10 protein-coding genes and 2 pseudogenes are annotated in these 18,035 nt (G+C 30.3%); all 12 read right to left on the bottom strand.

What is annotated here, in order from left to right; all coding sequences use genetic code 11:
• Positions 1 to 2,345 precede the first annotated feature (2,345 nt).
• The 12 genes and pseudogenes from IPH62_12010 to IPH62_11955 all read right to left on the bottom strand — a co-directional run bounded on the left by IPH62_12010 (position 2,346) and on the right by IPH62_11955 (position 17,985).
• Positions 2,346 to 3,911, bottom strand: coding sequence for a T9SS type A sorting domain-containing protein (locus IPH62_12010; protein MBK7105997.1), 1,566 nt, complete (start codon positions 3,909 to 3,911; stop codon positions 2,346 to 2,348).
• 109 nt (positions 3,912 to 4,020) lie between these two features.
• Positions 4,021 to 4,716 carry a response regulator transcription factor gene (locus IPH62_12005; GenBank protein MBK7105996.1) on the bottom strand — a complete coding sequence of 232 codons (696 nt, stop codon included), beginning with the start codon at positions 4,714 to 4,716 and terminating at the stop codon, positions 4,021 to 4,023.
• Positions 4,717 to 4,731: 15 nt separating this feature from the next.
• Positions 4,732 to 7,968 carry a hypothetical protein gene (locus IPH62_12000; GenBank protein MBK7105995.1) on the bottom strand — a complete coding sequence of 1,079 codons (3,237 nt, stop codon included), beginning with the start codon at positions 7,966 to 7,968 and terminating at the stop codon, positions 4,732 to 4,734.
• A gap of 291 nt (positions 7,969 to 8,259) precedes the next feature.
• Positions 8,260 to 12,024: a T9SS type A sorting domain-containing protein gene (locus tag IPH62_11995; GenBank protein ID MBK7105994.1), complete on the bottom strand. Its 3,765-nt coding sequence runs from the start codon at positions 12,022 to 12,024 to the stop codon at positions 8,260 to 8,262.
• A gap of 505 nt (positions 12,025 to 12,529) precedes the next feature.
• On the bottom strand, positions 12,530 to 13,099 hold the full coding sequence (locus IPH62_11990; protein ID MBK7105993.1) for a hypothetical protein: 570 nt from the start codon (positions 13,097 to 13,099) through the stop codon (positions 12,530 to 12,532).
• A gap of 57 nt (positions 13,100 to 13,156) precedes the next feature.
• Positions 13,157 to 13,894: a hemerythrin domain-containing protein gene (locus IPH62_11985; GenBank protein MBK7105992.1), complete on the bottom strand. Its 738-nt coding sequence runs from the start codon at positions 13,892 to 13,894 to the stop codon at positions 13,157 to 13,159.
• A gap of 328 nt (positions 13,895 to 14,222) precedes the next feature.
• Positions 14,223 to 14,780: an ABC transporter permease subunit gene (locus IPH62_11980; protein ID MBK7105991.1), complete on the bottom strand. Its 558-nt coding sequence runs from the start codon at positions 14,778 to 14,780 to the stop codon at positions 14,223 to 14,225.
• Between the two features lie 22 nt (positions 14,781 to 14,802).
• A complete protein-coding gene (locus IPH62_11975) occupies positions 14,803 to 15,012 on the bottom strand; it encodes a hypothetical protein (protein MBK7105990.1) in 210 nt (69 codons plus the stop codon).
• Positions 15,009 to 15,715 (bottom strand): annotated as a pseudogene (locus tag IPH62_11970) (ABC transporter ATP-binding protein). Before IPH62_11970 ends, IPH62_11975 begins: the two are co-directional and overlap by 4 nt.
• Complete coding sequence (nosD, locus tag IPH62_11965) at positions 15,712 to 16,968, bottom strand: nitrous oxide reductase family maturation protein NosD (GenBank protein ID MBK7105989.1); 1,257 nt, start codon at positions 16,966 to 16,968, stop codon at positions 15,712 to 15,714. Before nosD ends, IPH62_11970 begins: the two are co-directional and overlap by 4 nt.
• A complete protein-coding gene (locus IPH62_11960; GenBank protein MBK7105988.1) occupies positions 16,937 to 17,392 on the bottom strand; it encodes a nitrous oxide reductase accessory protein NosL in 456 nt (151 codons plus the stop codon). The genes nosD and IPH62_11960 overlap by 32 nt, the downstream gene beginning before the upstream one ends.
• Positions 17,349 to 17,985 (bottom strand): annotated as a pseudogene (locus IPH62_11955) (hypothetical protein). Before IPH62_11955 ends, IPH62_11960 begins: the two are co-directional and overlap by 44 nt.
• Between the last annotated feature and the right edge of the window lie 50 nt (positions 17,986 to 18,035).

Raw genomic sequence — 18,035 nt, 5'->3', positions numbered from 1 at the left:
CCAAAATAAAAGGGGATTCTGAATTCTCTAGCTTTGATAAAGCGGGATTAGTTAAGTAATTAATCACTGCATCAAACAAATAAATATATTTGTTCCCTCCCCATCCTGGCCAATCGGATGTTTGCCAGCTTCCATCTCCACCGTTTGCTGCTGTATTTATTTTGATTTTATTATTAGATGCAGGATTAGAATTGTCATATATTTCGATATTATAAGAATTAGTATCTGCTGGATCTTTCTCAATACTATATGGTAAAATACCATGTCCGCCGTTACCATTATTATTTTCTATACATAAAATCCGCGGTTCACCAATATCATTCTTAAATAAAAACTTCAGGTCGTTTACTGTTTGTGTTGGCGTCTTAATCGTTCTTATGCTATTTCGGTATCCTTTATGTGGATCTCCAAATTGATGTGTAAATAATTCATTTACTTCCGCTTTTACACCATCATTAGATAAAACTGTAATTGGTTCGGCAAACGCCGGGTAATTACTGTAAACTGAATGAAATTGACTTTTGTTGCTAAATGCTAACCCATTGGATGTTGCTATTCCAAAACATGAACCACCCCAAGAATGTCTAACTGCTTGCCATCTTGATAATGCAGTTGGACTGTATATCCCTAATGATGTACTTAAATAACACGCATTTACTGTAAATGTATTTACCCATGAAACCCAGTCGGGATAATTGGATGAGTTTGCAGAACCAAAGACATATCCCCCTTGCCATTGTGAATACTGGCTTCCAGTAAATGGATCTACTCCTTGATAATCGAACTGCTGATACCATGTTTGTGGAAACATATCCAACTGAATGTTCTTATATCCCCACTGATCATCTATCTTTCTGTAAGGTTCATACTGCCCGCTGCTGTCGCGTGTAAGTATATATGGCTTAATTTTGAATACATTACTGGTATCTGCAATTGTTGTATCAGCCATATCAACAATTCTTATCATACATTTTTTAGATAAGATGTTCTTGGGAATATCCCATACATACAGTCCAGTATCAGCATTCGGTATAGAATTAATAATATTAAATGTCTTTCCTGAATCTGCACTATATTCTATTTGTAAATATTGATTTTCTTTTCCGCCTTTCCACTTGATTGTATCTTTTTCGCCTGCTATCCAGAGCGTATTCAGCTTTGGTTTTGTTATATTCAAACTTGGAAGTTTTGCATACCATGCTTCAGTCATTCCATTGTGGTTTCCATAGCCAACAATAGCTGTACCAGAACTGTCAATTGCTGTAGCATTGGTAAGAATCCAACCAGTGAGGTCAAGATGATACTCATTTTCCAGCACGCTTTTAAGATCGCGCGCACTTGAGTCTGCATCCCAAATGAATGCCTTACCCGCCATTGAGCCGATAATAATTCTACCATCTGCCGATACATCAAATGCAGTACTGCTTCCCACTGTTCCGCGTAGCGTTTCCCACCCACCTGTTGAAGTCCATTTGGCTGCAGTTAAAGGACCTGAGTAAATTTCTGTAAGAGCACCGACAACCACTTTACCACCATTTGAGACACCCCAAGCTTGACTCTCAAGGTAAGTTCCAGCACCAAGTGATTGGATATTACCGCCATTAAGACTTAGAAATGCATGGCTTATTTGATCCGGTGATGGTTGGTCAAGTCTGAATGTTCCTACAATTGAAGTTCCATCTGGTGAAATATTATACGCAAAACTTGCATCTCCGCCTGGTCCAAGCCCTAGTCCAGTGGGTTGCCCGCCTGTCCAACGTGTGGCTTGTGTAACTCCATGTTCAGTTGAAGAACTGTAACCGACAATGATTGTTCCATCCGCTGACACAGCCATAGCATAACTGCTGGCATTAACACCAGTCCAAATTGGTGGAAGCTGGCTGGTAGAGCCATTCACCCACATCCCCGCTAGAGCATTACCACTTAAACTTCCAACTATAACTGAACCGTCTCCTGATATACCTCTAGGAATAAAGAAATTGTTAATAGGTCGAAAGTCATTTGTTTCTGTCCATATAAACCCAGACTGAACTGCACTCGTACTGTAACCACCTATAACCACTAACCCATCGGCAGATACATCCAAAGCTCGGCTGGATATACCGCCAGGTAAATGCCCAAGACCGATAAATTTTGCTGTATTTTGCGCAAAAATAAAAGATGAAGCCACAACAAAACAACAAAATATTAGTTGATAATTAAAGCCAGTTTTAAAAAATATATTTAAATACATATTAATAAATTTCTCCAATTGATGATCTAATTTTCAATACTAGAATAATTCTCAAATTCTAATGTTTATTATTAAGCAAGTTATCTACAATTATATGATTACATAAAAACGTTTATCTAAGCAGAATCATCTTTTTTGTTTCAATAAATGGATCTGCTTGCAGCCTATAGAAATAAATTCCGCTTGCAAGATGTGAAGCATCAAACTCTATTTCATAATTTCCCGCATGTTTTGATTCATTAACTAATGTTGATACTTCTCTTCCTAAAATGTCATAGACAGATAAACGTATATATGATTTAACACTTACACTGTATTTTATTGTTGTTATTGGGTTAAATGGGTTTGGATAATTCTGATAAAGAGCAAAATCATTTGGTTGAATGAAGTTCTGGTCATCAACTCCGGTAGGATTCTGAGTTAACTTAACAACAACGTAATCACCACTGTTACTTGTATGATCAATTCCTGCTGCAATAATGCGCCCATTAGATAATGGGAGACAACTTCTTAGATAATTTGAACCATTTCCAATTGAAAGATCATAAGTAAATTTTCCTTCAGGTCCAAAAGTTGTGTCTGGTGAGCCATCAGAATTTAATCTCATCAATCCGGACCCACCGCCACCCTTTCCAACCAGCAAAATTTTTCCGTTATAATCAAGTGTCATATCATAGCAAACATCACTCGATGAAAAAGCGATATCTGTTCTGCCGTTTGTTCCGAATGTGGAATCTAGAGAACCATCAAGAAAAAATCTGAATACTGAAAACTTTGTTGGACTTGAATTTGGTGTAGTTGCCGATAATAATATTTTATCGTCTTCTGTTAGTAGAAGTGTTTCACCACCCGAAAAATTATATTTACCCACGATATCAGTCTGCAAAACTCCATTATCACCAAAATTTGAGTATGGATTCCCCGAACTATCCATCATAGCCAATACGATATTGGTGGGTGATATATCAACCGTCGCCATAATAATTGCGGTATCAGCAAGGAAAAGACTTGCTACAGAATGACCCCCTATTGGGTAACTTATTCTTGCAATCCCTCCAACTCCAAAATTAGGATCAAGTTGACCATTTGGTAGAAAACGCATCGCTCCAAATCCATGAATTGTAGAACTGACACCCGTAACTAAAATTCTACCATCATCTAACACTTTAATTCCATATAATGTACCAGCCGAATTTCCAGTAAATCTTTGCACTACTCTACCGCTATTGCCAAAGGTTGTGTCTAAAGAACCATCAGCATTAAATCGATATAACGAAGGTGTAATTGCACTTGATGCATTACTATTTGCTTCAGCACCTGCTGCTAAAATTTTCCCATCATTTTGCAATTTTAGAACATTAGCGTGGTCTCTTCCAACAAAGTGAATCAGGACTTTACCATCTATTCCAAAATTTGAACTATCAAGTTGCCCATTTTCCAAAAGTTGAGTCATTGATACAAAATATCCCTCTGTGCTTGATGTTGTTATACCGCCAATAAGAATTTTATTATCAGGAAGAAGAAGTATATCGTTTGGATAATCACTATGTGCGGATCCAAAATTAATTCTTGTAGTACCGTTGTTTCCAAATGAAGTTTCTGGAATCCAGTCAGATTGTGAATTAATGAGATTTGCAAAGAATATTATAAGTAAAAAAGTTTTCAGATAGTTGTTCACATTTATTTCCTTTTTTACTTGCAAAATAAATCCAAAGATTTACCTTGGCATCACGCAAATACGTGATTTTAACAATTAATACTTAAACTTATTTTAAGAGAATATTGGACTAAATTATTTTTTCTTTAAGTGCTTTAGTTATAGCATTACTTCGGGAATGAACTTCAAGCTTTATATAGATGTTGCGTAGATAAGAATCGACTGTATGATGACTTAGAAATATTTTTTTCCCTATTTGTTTTTTACTTAGTCCCTCAACTAATAAGCTTAATATTTCTTTTTCTCTTTCAGATAAATTATATGCACTCGATTTAACATTTTGATCTCTAAACATATTTAGTACTTTATTAGCAATATGTGAGTTCATTGGAGCACCTCCATTCATAACATCAAGTAGAGATGCTATAATTTCCTCACACGATAAATCTTTTAATAAATATCCCGAAGCTCCTGCACAAATTGCGTTAAAAACATTTTCATTATCATCGTGAACTGTTAGGATAACAATTTTAGAAGATGGCGTCAATATTTTTAACTCAGGAATTAAGTCAACCCCATTAATCCCCGGCAATCCGATATCTAGTAAAATTATATCGGGGACTAATTCCTTTTTTTTTATAACTTCACAAGCAACTTCTCCGGAGTTAAACGTATTTTCACATGTTATCGAATCACTTTTGTTTATGACCTCCTTGAGTGAGTCTCGAAGCAGTTCATTATCCTCAATGATCAATACTTCAGCTGAGTACATTGTTTTCATTTTTTCTAAAATTAAATTTGCATCAATATAAATATCCACATTCAATATTCAATCACGCATTTACGTGAAATTAACAACCAGTTCCATTAATGTTCCACTGCCCAGGTTACTTTCATAATTTAAAATTGCATCAATTTCATTTGCACGATTTTTAATATTTTTTATACCTATTCCATTAAAATTACCAAGTTTATTAAATCCCTTGCCATCATCACTGATTGATAGTAAAATAATATTTTCTTTAATTTCAAATTTTAGTTCCACATTTTGCGCATTAGAATGCTTTACAATATTGTTCATGGTTTCTTTGAATATGAAAAAAATATTCCTTTTTAATTCAGGGTTTAGATTCACATCAATTACTTTTTGTGGGAATTTAGAGTTGAGTTTGAAATTCCAGTTAGTGTTTTCTACTACTTCTTTCATTTTTGAAACAAGATTGCTTAACCCATCGGATGCGGGATTCGTAAGCCATACAATATCTCGTATAGATTGTGTTGATCCTTTTGCAACTTTGTGTATTCGTTTTAACTTTTCTGCTATTTCTGAATTTGTATTTACATCCTTTTGAATAATTTCACTCATCAGTGATATACTACTTAGATTACTCCCAATCTCATCATGTAAATCCTGGGCAATTCTATTTCTTATTTTTTGTTTTTCTATTTCCTTTTCTTGCTCTATGTTTTTTGTTTTCAATTCAGCTTCACGCAATAAAGCTGTTTCTCTTTCATGTCTCAACCTTTCTTCTTCTCTTATTTTTCTTTTTTTTATCTCAGTTGTTCTTATAAAAGTCAACAGACTTAACCCTGCTAAAACATAAACAGTATAAGCCCACCATGTTTTCCAAAATGGTGGATTTATTAGTATTTTTAACTTTGCAATCTGTTTACTCCATACTCCGTCGCTATTTGTTGCCTTCACCAAAAATTCATATTCACCAGGATCAAGATTTGTATAAGTAACAAATCTCCGTTTGTCACTAAAATTCCAATCATCATCAAATCCATGTAAATAATATTGATACTTATTTTCCTCGGGTGAATTAAAATCAAGTGAACTGAACTGGAAAAAGATATCATTTTGATTGTAAAATAATGTTACTTTTTCATTGTTATAACTACTCATCATCAGTTCAGAATTACTTTTATTTCCCTTCGAATTATTTAGGACTTGAAATTTACTTATTATAATAGGTGATGAATATTTTGACAATTCAATTTTACTTGGGTTAAAAAAGTTTAGCCCTTCTAAGCTTCCGAATAACATTTCCCTGTTAAAAGTTTTATAAGCTGCACCAGTATTAAAGGAGGTACCTATTAAACCATCTTCAGTTGTAAAGTTTGTAAATTTTTTACTTTTTATATTGAAAAAGGAAATGCCGGAGCTTGTTCCAATCCAGAGATTACCATTGTCATCTTCTAAAATACTTTCAACTGTATTGTCAGGTAATCCATTTGCAACTGTATAATAACTAATTTGAATATCAAGACTTTTTGCTTCACTTGAACTTGTATCGTTACTAATTACAAATTTATTTAATCCATTAGCTGTACCAATCCAGAGTATAGTTTCATTTTCTTTAATATTTCTATTATTTGATTCACATATTGAATAAATATTATTACTGCTTAATTTTTGTTTATTAGTTTTATTAAAATTCCAGTTATAAAAATTGTTTCTATCTTGTCCTTGATATAAATCTAATCCACCCCCATTTGTTCCAATCCAAATTCTTCCTCTGCGATCGTTAATTATCACCCAGATATCATTATAACTTAAACTATTAGAATTGTTTTTATCATTTCTCCAATATTCAATATTGGATGTTTTTGGATTTAGTCTTGCTAAACCACCTCCCCAAAATCCAATCCATAGTTCTCCATTGTTGTCTTCAATGATAGTCCTTATGTAATTATAAGCTTGTTCATTGAAATTAGGATTAGATACTTTCCAAGATTTGATCTTTTGTGTATTTAAGTCCAATTCTTTAATTCCTTGACCATAGGTTCCAACCCAAATATTATTTGAACTTCCTTTGCATAATGACCACACGTTCAAAGAATTAAATTCTGAACTTTGCATTAACTTAATATTCTTGCCATTATTTCTTATTTCATATAAACCTAATTCAGTACCAAGCCATAAAGAATTATTTTTTGATTGTGTTATTGCTCTAACACTATTGTTAAATAGTTCGGGAAAATCAAGCATTTTTCCAATTATTGGTATTCTAAAATTAAATTTCGATTTTTTGGCCGGATAGAAATTCAATCCATTTTCTGTTGCAATCCATACTACTCCAGATTTATCAATCATTAATTCATGAATCTCATTACTTAGTAAATTTGAATCATTATTTTTCTCCTCAAGAAATCTATCTTTGAAACTAGTTGTTAAATTTATTTTAACAAGTCCATCAAATGTACCAATCCAAAGTATTTTATTATCTAAATAATATTCTTCAACAACTGAACTAACGCTCAATCCGAAATTTAATCCATCTTTTTGCGGAAGTTGAACATTTGAAATGTTTTCAGTAATTATGTCCAGCCTCTTCAACCCTTTTAATGTCCCAATCCAGATACTATTATTATAAAATGATGATTTTGATAGATGCCAAACTGGAATTTTGAAATCGCTGATAACTTCTTTGAAAGAAATTAACTTTTCACTAGGAATATATTTGTTTAGCCCATTATATGTGCCAATCCAAATATTTGATAACTGATCTTCTACAATTGATGTAACAAAGTTATCCGTTAACACCTTTTGTTTATCTGGATAATTTTGCCAATGTTCAATCTCACTCGTATTTGCATTCAATCTGAAAAGACCGTTACGGTATGTTCCTATCCAAATATTTCGTTTACTATCTTCAAAGATAAAAGTTATATTTATTTCAGGTAAATCAGATATCGAAAGATTCCATTTCTCAAATTTATTTGTTTTTGGATCATATCGATTTAATCCGCCTGTTTTGGTACCAATCCATAAATAACCTGAATGATCTTCACAAATTGCCCAAATTATATTTTCTGTAATTGAATTTTTGTCATCTAAATTATTACGATATACTTTTATCTCATATCCATCAAAACGATTAAGCCCATCATCTGTTCCAATCCAAATAAAACCGTTTCGATCTTGTAATAAACAATTGACATAACTATTGGAAAGTCCATTTTTAACAGTAATCTGACGAAACTGTTGACTCTGGGGAAAAACATTTTCAAAATACGCAATTAGTATTATTAATAATAAAATCCAATATTTTTTTTCTTTAAGAAATTGCATTGTCTTTTTTAACTTTTCAACAAACTATATATTTCAAAAGTAAAATATATTTTTGACCTATCGAATAAATTCTTAAAAACTTTTAATGAAATTTGTTTTAATTTTATGTTTTTCATATCGAATCCAAAAAGCAATGTTCGTTTTTGTTAATTTTATTAAATAGTATGATATAAATTTTCTATTCATATTATTTTATGTTTTCAATAATTAAATTCCATTAATTTTATACTAAACGCGAAATATGAAAAATATTTATAATGTTGCCTTTTAAAAATTTCAAATCTTTGGCCTTTATTTTATCAATAACATTTTTCTGGTTTCGCTAAACCCTTCCGTTTCTAATCTATAAAAATAAATTCCACTTGGCAGACCAACTGCATTAAAACTACCTTGATAATTACCAGCGGGTTTTGATTCGTTAATCAAATTTGCAATTTCATTACCTAAAGCATCAAAAATTTTAAGTTTTATGTTAGATTTCTTTGGAAGCGCAAATTCAAATTGCGTAGATGGATTGAACGGATTAGGATAGTTCTGTCCTAAGAAATATTCTTTAGGTAAATTTTCTGAATATACTCCTTGCTTATAACTTAAAACTATTGGTGCTTTGAAATCAACAATTACAATTTGATTTGTGTCTACATTTATTTTCACTGAATCACCTACATCTAATTGGTTTCCATTCATGTTAATTGACCACTGAATTTTGGAAGTATCGAGTCCTTCAATTTTTACAATAAATTCACCTTTTGATAACAGAACCAAATTGTATTTACCATAATTATTTGAGTAATCGTTATCATTATTAGAAATTTTTAAAAATGCATTTGCTACCGGGTTATCATTTGCATCGGAAATTATTCCTGTTATTACTCCAGTTTTTTTAAAGTCTGTATATTTATAAGTTTGTGTTGTATAAGCTTCAGGAATATAAATTGGTTGTTCAGGATCTCCAGAATGATAAATTTGAAGATCTCTAAGTTGGTATGGACCATTTTCCAAACCTCCGTATATAAATCTTCCATCAAATTGTAAGTTTATCCATTGTGGGATATTCTCTTTTAGTATTTTACTTGCATAGGACCATAAAATGGTTTCACTCTTTGAATCTACCAGGCGACCATACGCAACCACATTTCCTGAATCTTTTGGGACAACTTCAATTTGAACAATAAGACTATCGATTAACCCATCGGAATCAATATCCATCGAATTCTCAGAATAAGTTCCTGTTGTTGAAATAATTTGTGTTTCTGGTTCTTCAAATTGTGATGCAGAATAATTTTGTGTTTTATAAATATCAATACCTGAAAATATTAAATTTGAGCTATCATCATACATAATTGCATATCCTATTTTATATGGACCATCCAACTGGTTATTATTAATGTTGACCCCAGGAAAATTTAGTTCAATATCATTCATCCCAATTCCTATAAAACCTTTCGATCGTGCCAAACTTATGTTTTCTCCATTTTCTCCCATCAGCCATGCAAGTATGGAGTAAGAACCGGAATTCAAAGTCTGTACACTAATCGAAACCCTTAGCGTATCAAATAGTCCATTTGAGTTAATATCAACCCCTTGATCAGAATTTCCTCCGATTATCTTTGCAATTGGTGGATTGAATTGACTTGCCAAATAATTGGAAGTCTGAATCTCATGATAGGCAGTCTGATTTCCATCCATATCTGATACTTGGAGTGAAAGGATAAAGGGTCCATTAAATCCTGATATCGCAATTGGTTTGCCACCAATTGATAAGTCTAATAGATTATTTCCAGAGTTTAATATTAAAGATTCACTTTCGGAAGTTAGCACTTGTCCTTGATGGAATAAAGATTTTTGAATTAAATATTGATTCGTTTTGTTAGATATGATTTCCGCATTTATTTTTAATATATCAAAAAAAACATCACTGTTTGTATCAACTGCATTTTCATACAAACTTAATATCCTTGCTGGCAACTCACCGAATTGTTGATAATTAAATGTAGAAGTATTAAAAAGTGCAGTATCTATAATTGCACCAGTACTATCTGTTAGTGTTAAATATATGTTGTAAGAACCATTCATCTCTTCAGTAAAAATCTTTTCACCACTAAAAAGAGGATGAACCTCAATTATCCCAGCTTGCGGTCCAACGATTTCAAACCAACTTACGGGTGATGCATAATAGGGTTGCGATGTAATTAAGCGGTTATCCTTTCTCAAATATCCAGTTACCATAAATTTTCCTGGATTCGTTATTTCTACACCAACATTTCCTGAAAGCTGATCAAAAATCTCATCATTATTATTATCAATTAACTTTTCTGAAAACGATCCTGTAAATGCGGCATTTACAGGTTCATTTCTATTTAAAGATATATTATTCCTTAATGTCTCATATTTATAAGTATACGCCATCCATCCTTCTGCAAAATCATTATTGCCGTTCTTTTGAATAGTTGGTCCTCCTGCATCAGTAATAAAGAAATCCATGCGAGGGTTCATACCTATAATACTGTGAGCAACATGAAAATATTTTTCACTTCCAGTTATATTAAAAGTCGGATCGAAGTATCTATTACCCAATTGGCCAAAAGTATGCTGTTGAAAAATCCAGCGATCATACGTTGGATACAAAATATATTCTTTAGTTGCATTGCCATTTTTACTTGGTAGTGAACCAAATGCTTTTATTCCTGGTATTGACATAAAACCTTTATTATCAACTTTTCCTTCAACAATAACTGTTGATACGCCTCCAACACCTAATGATTTGAGCAAATTTAACCATATGTTAGCCATTACCACACAATTACCACCATAAGTTTCTGAACCTTCAATAAGCTTGAACCACTGGAATACTGATGTATTATACTGCCAGCCACTTTTTGAATAAATTCCCTCCATTATCTTTTGTGCAAGCTCATACTCTATTGAATTTGACATTTGTATTCCCTGAGTCCACTCGATTGCTTTTTGGAGCCAAATTTTTTTTGTTGGTATCTGCGGTTTATCATAACTAATCCAAAATGGTAATGAAATAATCTGCTCCCCAATATTGTTATTCAGATTATTCTTGAACTTGAATTTTAATTTCAGATCGTACATGCCAATCTTTTGAGGAAAATCGACATTTAAAAAACCACTCTTGCCAATTATTCTATCGATCCCCCCTTCAATCGCTTTCTTAGAATTAGTTCCAACAACTTTCCATTCAACATCTGTTCTTGAATCGTCTCCAATAGATGAAGGAAATGATTTAAGATTTATCCATAAAGTTACAAATCCGTTTTTCATACTAGCTGCTAGCGGAAAATTTGATACTGTATTGAGTGTATCGCCACGTTCATCGTAATCAGCCGACCACAATAAAGGTGTAGTTACATCAAGCATTTCCACATTAGAAATTGCAGTAATATTGGCGACTTTCATATTCCATAAAACAAGTTGATCGACCACATTTCCATAACCCCAAAAAGAACCGCATGGATCTTCAGGATCAAATCCCCACCCTAAATTTGCCCTTAAATATGTGGGTTTTATAACATTGGGTGGAATATTCACAGTGGCTTTAGCTACCATACTCTTCCCGTAATTTATGTTATAACTTGTTAAAGCAGCATCAAGCACTTTTTCATTCGGTTCCCAAATTTTATTGCCATTCCAGTCTATCCAAACATTTACATTTTCTGGATTTTTATCATAAACCGGACATGGTTTTCCAAATTGGCAATTTGTTGGATTTGCAATGAATACATCAACTGTGATATCTAATATATTTCCTGGTCTTTCTAAAACATGTACATTTGTTATCCTTTCATAGACTGTACTCCCACCTATTGATACACAATAACCTGGGGCACTATCTCTACAAGGCGCAATAACTTCAGGCAGTTTCTCGCGTAGTCTGAAAGCATTACCAGATTGACAATATAACTCATCCGGTAGTAAAAGGTGAAACAAATTCATTAATATTAAAGCCAAAATATACTTTAGTTTAGCCTTGAAAAAGTATACTGGAAAATGAAATACTAATAATTTATAGGCTAGTTGACTATGTGTCATTGTATCCTCCAATTTAAAATCATTCAAATTAAAGTTATGTTAAATTTAGTATATGAAGTCGTAAAAATGTATTACTTCATATTTTATTTAACAATTTCATTTAACAAAAAATAAACAATGTAATTTCTGTAAAGATTATTTGGTAATATCATATTACGCTTATATTCTATTCGATATTATCTAATCTTATATCAAAATCTTTTAACAATTCATTCTAATTATATTTTTTAACTGTGTTTTCACAGCTTAACTATCCTTAATACTCATATGTATCACCTGAATCTTCTTTACTAAAATGAATCCAGTTTATTAATTGGATTTATCAGAAATGGACTTTTGATAATTCCATTTGATAAAACGAAGTAATAAACTCATACAACATTATTATTTTGTTAATCGTTTAAATTTAATTTAAAAGTACTATGACACCACAAAATTTAATTTTTGCTGAATTAGGAATAATACATTTATTCTTTAATTCAATTATTAAATGCCAATAAGACAATCAAAATAAAAATTCTATAAGATTTCGGACTATTCTTTCAAGATTGTTTTGATCATAGATACCAATGAATCCGAATAGTAGCATAACAATTGAAACTAGTGCTAATATTAGTGAAGGGAATAACCTATTAAATATCAAATCTAAAATTTTATGATATCGAGAACCACTTTTTTGTTCAACAAAACCAATAATTGTTGTTACAGAAATAATTAAGCAAAATATACCTATTAGAATTAAGGGTATTCCCGGATTTTTAATAAAATATTGCGTAACTGTTTCACCAAAATTGAAATAAAATGCTAATGTTAAAAATGAAATAAATAGTCCTACTAATATTATTGAAATTCCTTTTAGCGTTGCTGCAAAACCAATGTATGTTTCAGTTTCCTTTTTATTATATCTGGATTTTTCACGAAATATTTTAATTTTGATAGCTTCAATTCCAATTAAAATTCCTGCAATTGATATCGACAAGGCACTGAATAGATTAAGAATAGGTTTAGAAAAATATTGACCAATAAAAAATAAAACAATTCCGAAAATAGCTGCGGTTAATATATATTTAGACAAATTCAATTTTATCCTAACATTTAAAATATATTCTTATAGCCCACTAAATAACAATATTTATCTTAATTTCATTAACTGATTCTCAAGTTTCACTATTTTAGGAAATAAAATATTATTTTCTAAATGGACATGTTTTTTTAAGTCTTTATCAAATTCTATTAACAATTCATTTAATTCTATTAAAGCAATTTTATCTTTATTAAGTAATGAATATTTCTTAATAATTTCTTTTATCTTGATTAGAACATAGTTTGCACTTGCGAGTTCATTTTCAAGTGTAAACAGATTTTTTTTTATTGAACCGCTTCTTCTAATTTTTGGTTTTTCATTAAATTTTTTACAGCTTAAAAGATACTTTATATATGGAAATGATATTGTTTCTTCTTTCTTCATGTGGTTTTCCATCTCTTTGCTTAACTGCTGAAAGAGATTTGTAATTTCAGTAATAAATTCATTCCCGCTTGTTTCTTCAAATTTATTAACTTTATTTTTAATTTTAATTATTGCTTCGCTTACATACTTATGATGATTTTGAAGGATGTAGTTTGTTAAAGTTGGAAGATCCCATTCATTATAATTATCTGCATAAAGATTTTTGTTATTCAATATTTTATTAAGTTCTTTTTTTAAATAGGACAATGATATTGCATTTTTAGCCGAAACAACTTCCAATGAAATATTTCCATCAAATAAATAATCAATATTATATTTATCTAAAACAGAGGTTGTATTAAAATTTTTTATTACAATTTCTTTAATTGTCATTTTTTCATTTACTTCATTAAAATCTTTCATTTAGCTCCCTTTTTTTTTCAAGGATTACCGTTTATGGACAATTATATTTTTAAAATTGCAAATTCAGTTTTATTAAAAACTATTTTTTGTTTAAGGCCAAGTATAAGTTTTAATAAAATAATTGTTTTTATATATACGAATATAGAAATAGGTTTAAAGGAAGTGATAAATTGAACAATACAGTTTTATTTTATTTCCATATTTCTATAATCAAATGATCTAAACAGAATAATGTGTCTGATTTAAAATAATTAGAATGAGGCGTGATGTCAAGAATTAAATTTTATATATAATTTGAATATATTATATATGAATTATTTAATATTAATTAGAAATCCTTTGATTTAAATATTTTTAATCCAAAAATAAAGCTAATCAAAAACCAAATTATCTGAACAGATAAAGAAATTATTAGACCAACATTATTTCCAAAAAAATCTTCAAAAACTGCTCCGGTATAACCCATTAACGCAGATACATCAAATTTTAGAATTATAAATATTCTGCCAAGATCAACTGGATTTATCATTGTTAATCCAAGCGCAATTCTTTCAAGCGGGTAATCTTGAAATGTTTGAAGTATAAATAAAATTAATCCATCATAAATTATTGTAAAAAACAGCCATACAAATATTGATATTCCCAATCCTTTAAGTTTATCATCATTTGAAGTTGCGATTAAAAATGCAATTGCGGTAAAAATTAGAATTTGGAAAAGTCCGGTTATTAAAAGTAAAATTGCAATGCTTAAATATTCTTCAAATAGTGGGTAAAAAGTCAAAACACCAATTCCAATTCCAAAAGTCAAACAAAATAATAACGGAATTACCAAACCAAAGTATAAACCAAAATAAAGCGAAATACGTTTAATTGGTTGTGTTAACATAAATTTGATATAATTCAAATTGTTATATATATATTGCTCCGAACACTAAACTTATAAGCGGAATAACAATTAAAATCATGTTTAGAATACTTAAAATTACCTTTGGCGCATCTCCGGTAAAATTTATTAACCAATATGTAAAAGTCATAAAAAAAATAAAAAATCCAATGATCCATCTGCTTTGAATATTGTCCTTAATTTGATATTTGATAATTTTTAGAGTTTTATTCATTTCGAATTTTTTATCATTATTGATGCAATTGATTTTTCAAGATTTTTTTCATTAGTAGAATTTATCAATTCTTCTTTAGCTCCATTGAACCATAAATTTCCATCTAACAAAAAAGCTATGTTTTGAGCAAGGTCTTCCAACTCACTTATAATGTGGGACGTAAAAATATTGTTTTACCTTTTTGATTTTCTTTTAGAATTTTTTTCTTTAAAATATTGCTTGAAACCGGATCCAAGCCGGATGTTGGTTCATCAAGAATTAATATTTGCGGATCAAATAAAAATGCAATTGCGGCATTAACTTTTTGAATTGTTCCGCCGGAAAGATTCTTTAACTTTTTATTCATCTCCTTTTCAAGTGAGAATTCCAAAATCAATTCTTCATCAATTGTTTTGGAATTTCTAATATCTTTAACCATAGAAAAAATATCTTTTACTAAAAGATTTTCCGGAAAACTTGCACTCTGCGGCATATAACCAATTAGATTTCTATGATCACTTTCGCCGTTAATAATTTTACCATCAATAGAAATTGTTCCGTTATACTTTTTTATTAAACCAAGAATTGCTTTTATTAGTGTTGATTTCCCAGAACCGTTTGGTCCAACAAGATAAGTGATTTTGCCTTTTTCTATTGATAATTCAATGTTTTTTAGAACACACAATTTACCGTAAAATTTTTCTAAACTTTCAATTCTAATCATAAAATTCTTTTCATAGATGGAGATTCATCGATAAGTGTTTCCGGTGTTAGTACCGGAAATATTTTTTCTGCAACATCCAAAATTTCGGTAAATAAACTCCGCAAAAGAATCATTGTCGGTCTATTTTTCTCAACAATTAAAGAAAATAATTTTACCGGTCGATATGGAATATCACCAATTCCGTTTTTATCAATATCGTATCCTTTGTAATCCGACCAGAAATTATTTTCAAAATAGTTAAAGTTTTTTGTACTGTTTGTCGTTACATCAAAAGAATTTCCAATAAAATTATTTCGTTCAAAGTGGTTATCCATAGAATTTGCCATTAAGCGGATTGCCCAACCATTTTCGGTGAAATTATTATTATTAATATTTATTCTATTCGAACCTTCAACATAAATACCGCTTGAATTTTTGTAAAAGAAATTGTTTTCAATTTCGCTATCTGATATGTCTTTTAATAATATTCCATAAGAAGCTGGTCCCCAATTTCTTTCAAATTTATTTTTAAACATTTTAACTTTTTTCGTATACATAACAGCAACACCGGCGCCGTTTTCCAAAAATTCATTATACGAGTAACTGCAATTATCTGAAAACATAAAATGCAATCCGTATCGCAAATTATTAACACTTATGTTATTTTGAATATGACTTTCCCTAACAAACTCAAAATAAATTCCATCACGATGACCATTGATATAGTTTTTATCTACTGTAATATTTTTACAATACCATAAATGAATTCCATTTCCAGAATATGATTCCTTTTTTGTATATGCCTTAATAATATTATCTCTCACAATACTATCCGAAGTTTTAGCTAAGTAGATTGCAAAAAAATTATTATCAAAAGTATTGTTATAAATTTCACATCCTTTAACCGAATCTAATTTAACAGCTGAATTGTCATCGATAAAGCTAATTCCGGTATTTATAAAAGTAATGCCGGATATTTTAACTGAATCAGATTTTACCGTTAAAATTTGATATTTATTTTCACCGTCAATTACGGAGTTTTCAAAACTTATTAATTCAATTTTCTTATCAATAACAATATCATGTTCAAAATATTTTCCACTATGTAAAATTATTCTATCATTAGTATTTGCAATACTTAAAGCTGATTTAATAGTTTTAATCGGATGATCTTTTCCAACATGAATTTCTTTCGCATAAAAATATTGTGGAATTAAGAAAATTATCCAAACTAAATTAATACTAATGATGCATTGTTTTGTGCTGCCATTCATGATTAACATACTCAATTAGTTCATCCCAATTTATTTTTTTACCTTGATACTGATTCTTAATTTTATTTAAATCTGTTTGAGAAGAAAAAGCAGTAAGATTCAATCCCATTGGACTTCTTAAATTTGCACTTAACAAAAAGTAAGCTTTATTTTTTTCAACTAATTCATTCTTATTTAAAAAGTCTGTAACCCACAATGTTGAATTTTCATCATCATTCATATTTTTTGCATAAAATGCTAAACATTCAACTGAATCAAATTTATAAATTTTCCCTTTTGATGTAACTAATTCGGTTCCGTATTTTGGATCCATAATTTGCATTCTGCATTTATCACAGCTATCATGACCATATTTAATTGGTTCCGGTCCGTTTGAACAATTAGTACTGACCAAAAGAATTATTCCAAATAAAATATTTTTCATAAAGTTTTTTCCTTTTTTTTTTTTTATTAAACAAAACATAACTCCCAAGCAGAAACGATATTCCAATAAAATAACTTCCAATATCCGGTAATGAAATTGATTTCATATTTAGCAATTGCTTTGAACCCAATAACGGCGGCTGATATGACATTCCCGGTACTTTAATTGGTGCATTTGGATTTAAATTATGACCGTAATCATATCCCCAAATGTAAAAATCATATAAACCGGCAATCATAAGAATTATAATAAGAGACAGCCAAATTGTTAGAAATCGTTTATTTTTAGAATCGATACTAATATTCCAAAAGCTATAAGAAATAAAACGATATATGGCATTATTTTTAATTCCGGTATTGATGATGGAACAATTTCTTTCATACCGATGTAATGATTAAGTTTATTGATATTATTCAAATCAAATTCATTAAATCCGGTAATTTGATTCACCCAAATTCTTAAACCAATCCCTTCCGGATATTGTGGAGCTTGCAAATCAATTTTCCAAATTGGAAATAAAAAACACCGATTAAAATAAGCGCCGCTATTATTGTTTGAAGTCTCTCCTTTTTATTCATCATATTTTCCCTCATAGTTCTCTGAATATTATATCATAATAACGGTTGTCTCAAAATTGTTTTGA

The sequence above is a fragment of the Ignavibacteriota bacterium genome, assembly GCA_016708125.1.
Lineage (GTDB): Bacteria > Bacteroidota > Ignavibacteria > Ignavibacteriales > Melioribacteraceae.
This window is presented reverse-complemented; position numbering and strand designations above follow the sequence as displayed.

Coding starts and splice junctions, on each gene's coding strand:
- IPH62_12000 (MBK7105995.1), bottom strand. CDS start 7,968: ATGCAATTTCTTAAAGAAAAAAAATATTGGATTTTATTATTAATAATA.
- IPH62_11995 (MBK7105994.1), bottom strand. CDS start 12,024: ATGACACATAGTCAACTAGCCTATAAATTATTAGTATTTCATTTTCCA.
- IPH62_11985 (MBK7105992.1), bottom strand. CDS start 13,894: ATGAAAGATTTTAATGAAGTAAATGAAAAAATGACAATTAAAGAAATT.
- IPH62_11980 (MBK7105991.1), bottom strand. CDS start 14,780: ATGTTAACACAACCAATTAAACGTATTTCGCTTTATTTTGGTTTATAC.
- IPH62_11975 (MBK7105990.1), bottom strand. CDS start 15,012: ATGAATAAAACTCTAAAAATTATCAAATATCAAATTAAGGACAATATT.
- nosD (MBK7105989.1), bottom strand. CDS start 16,968: ATGAATGGCAGCACAAAACAATGCATCATTAGTATTAATTTAGTTTGG.
- IPH62_11960 (MBK7105988.1), bottom strand. CDS start 17,392: ATGAAAAATATTTTATTTGGAATAATTCTTTTGGTCAGTACTAATTGT.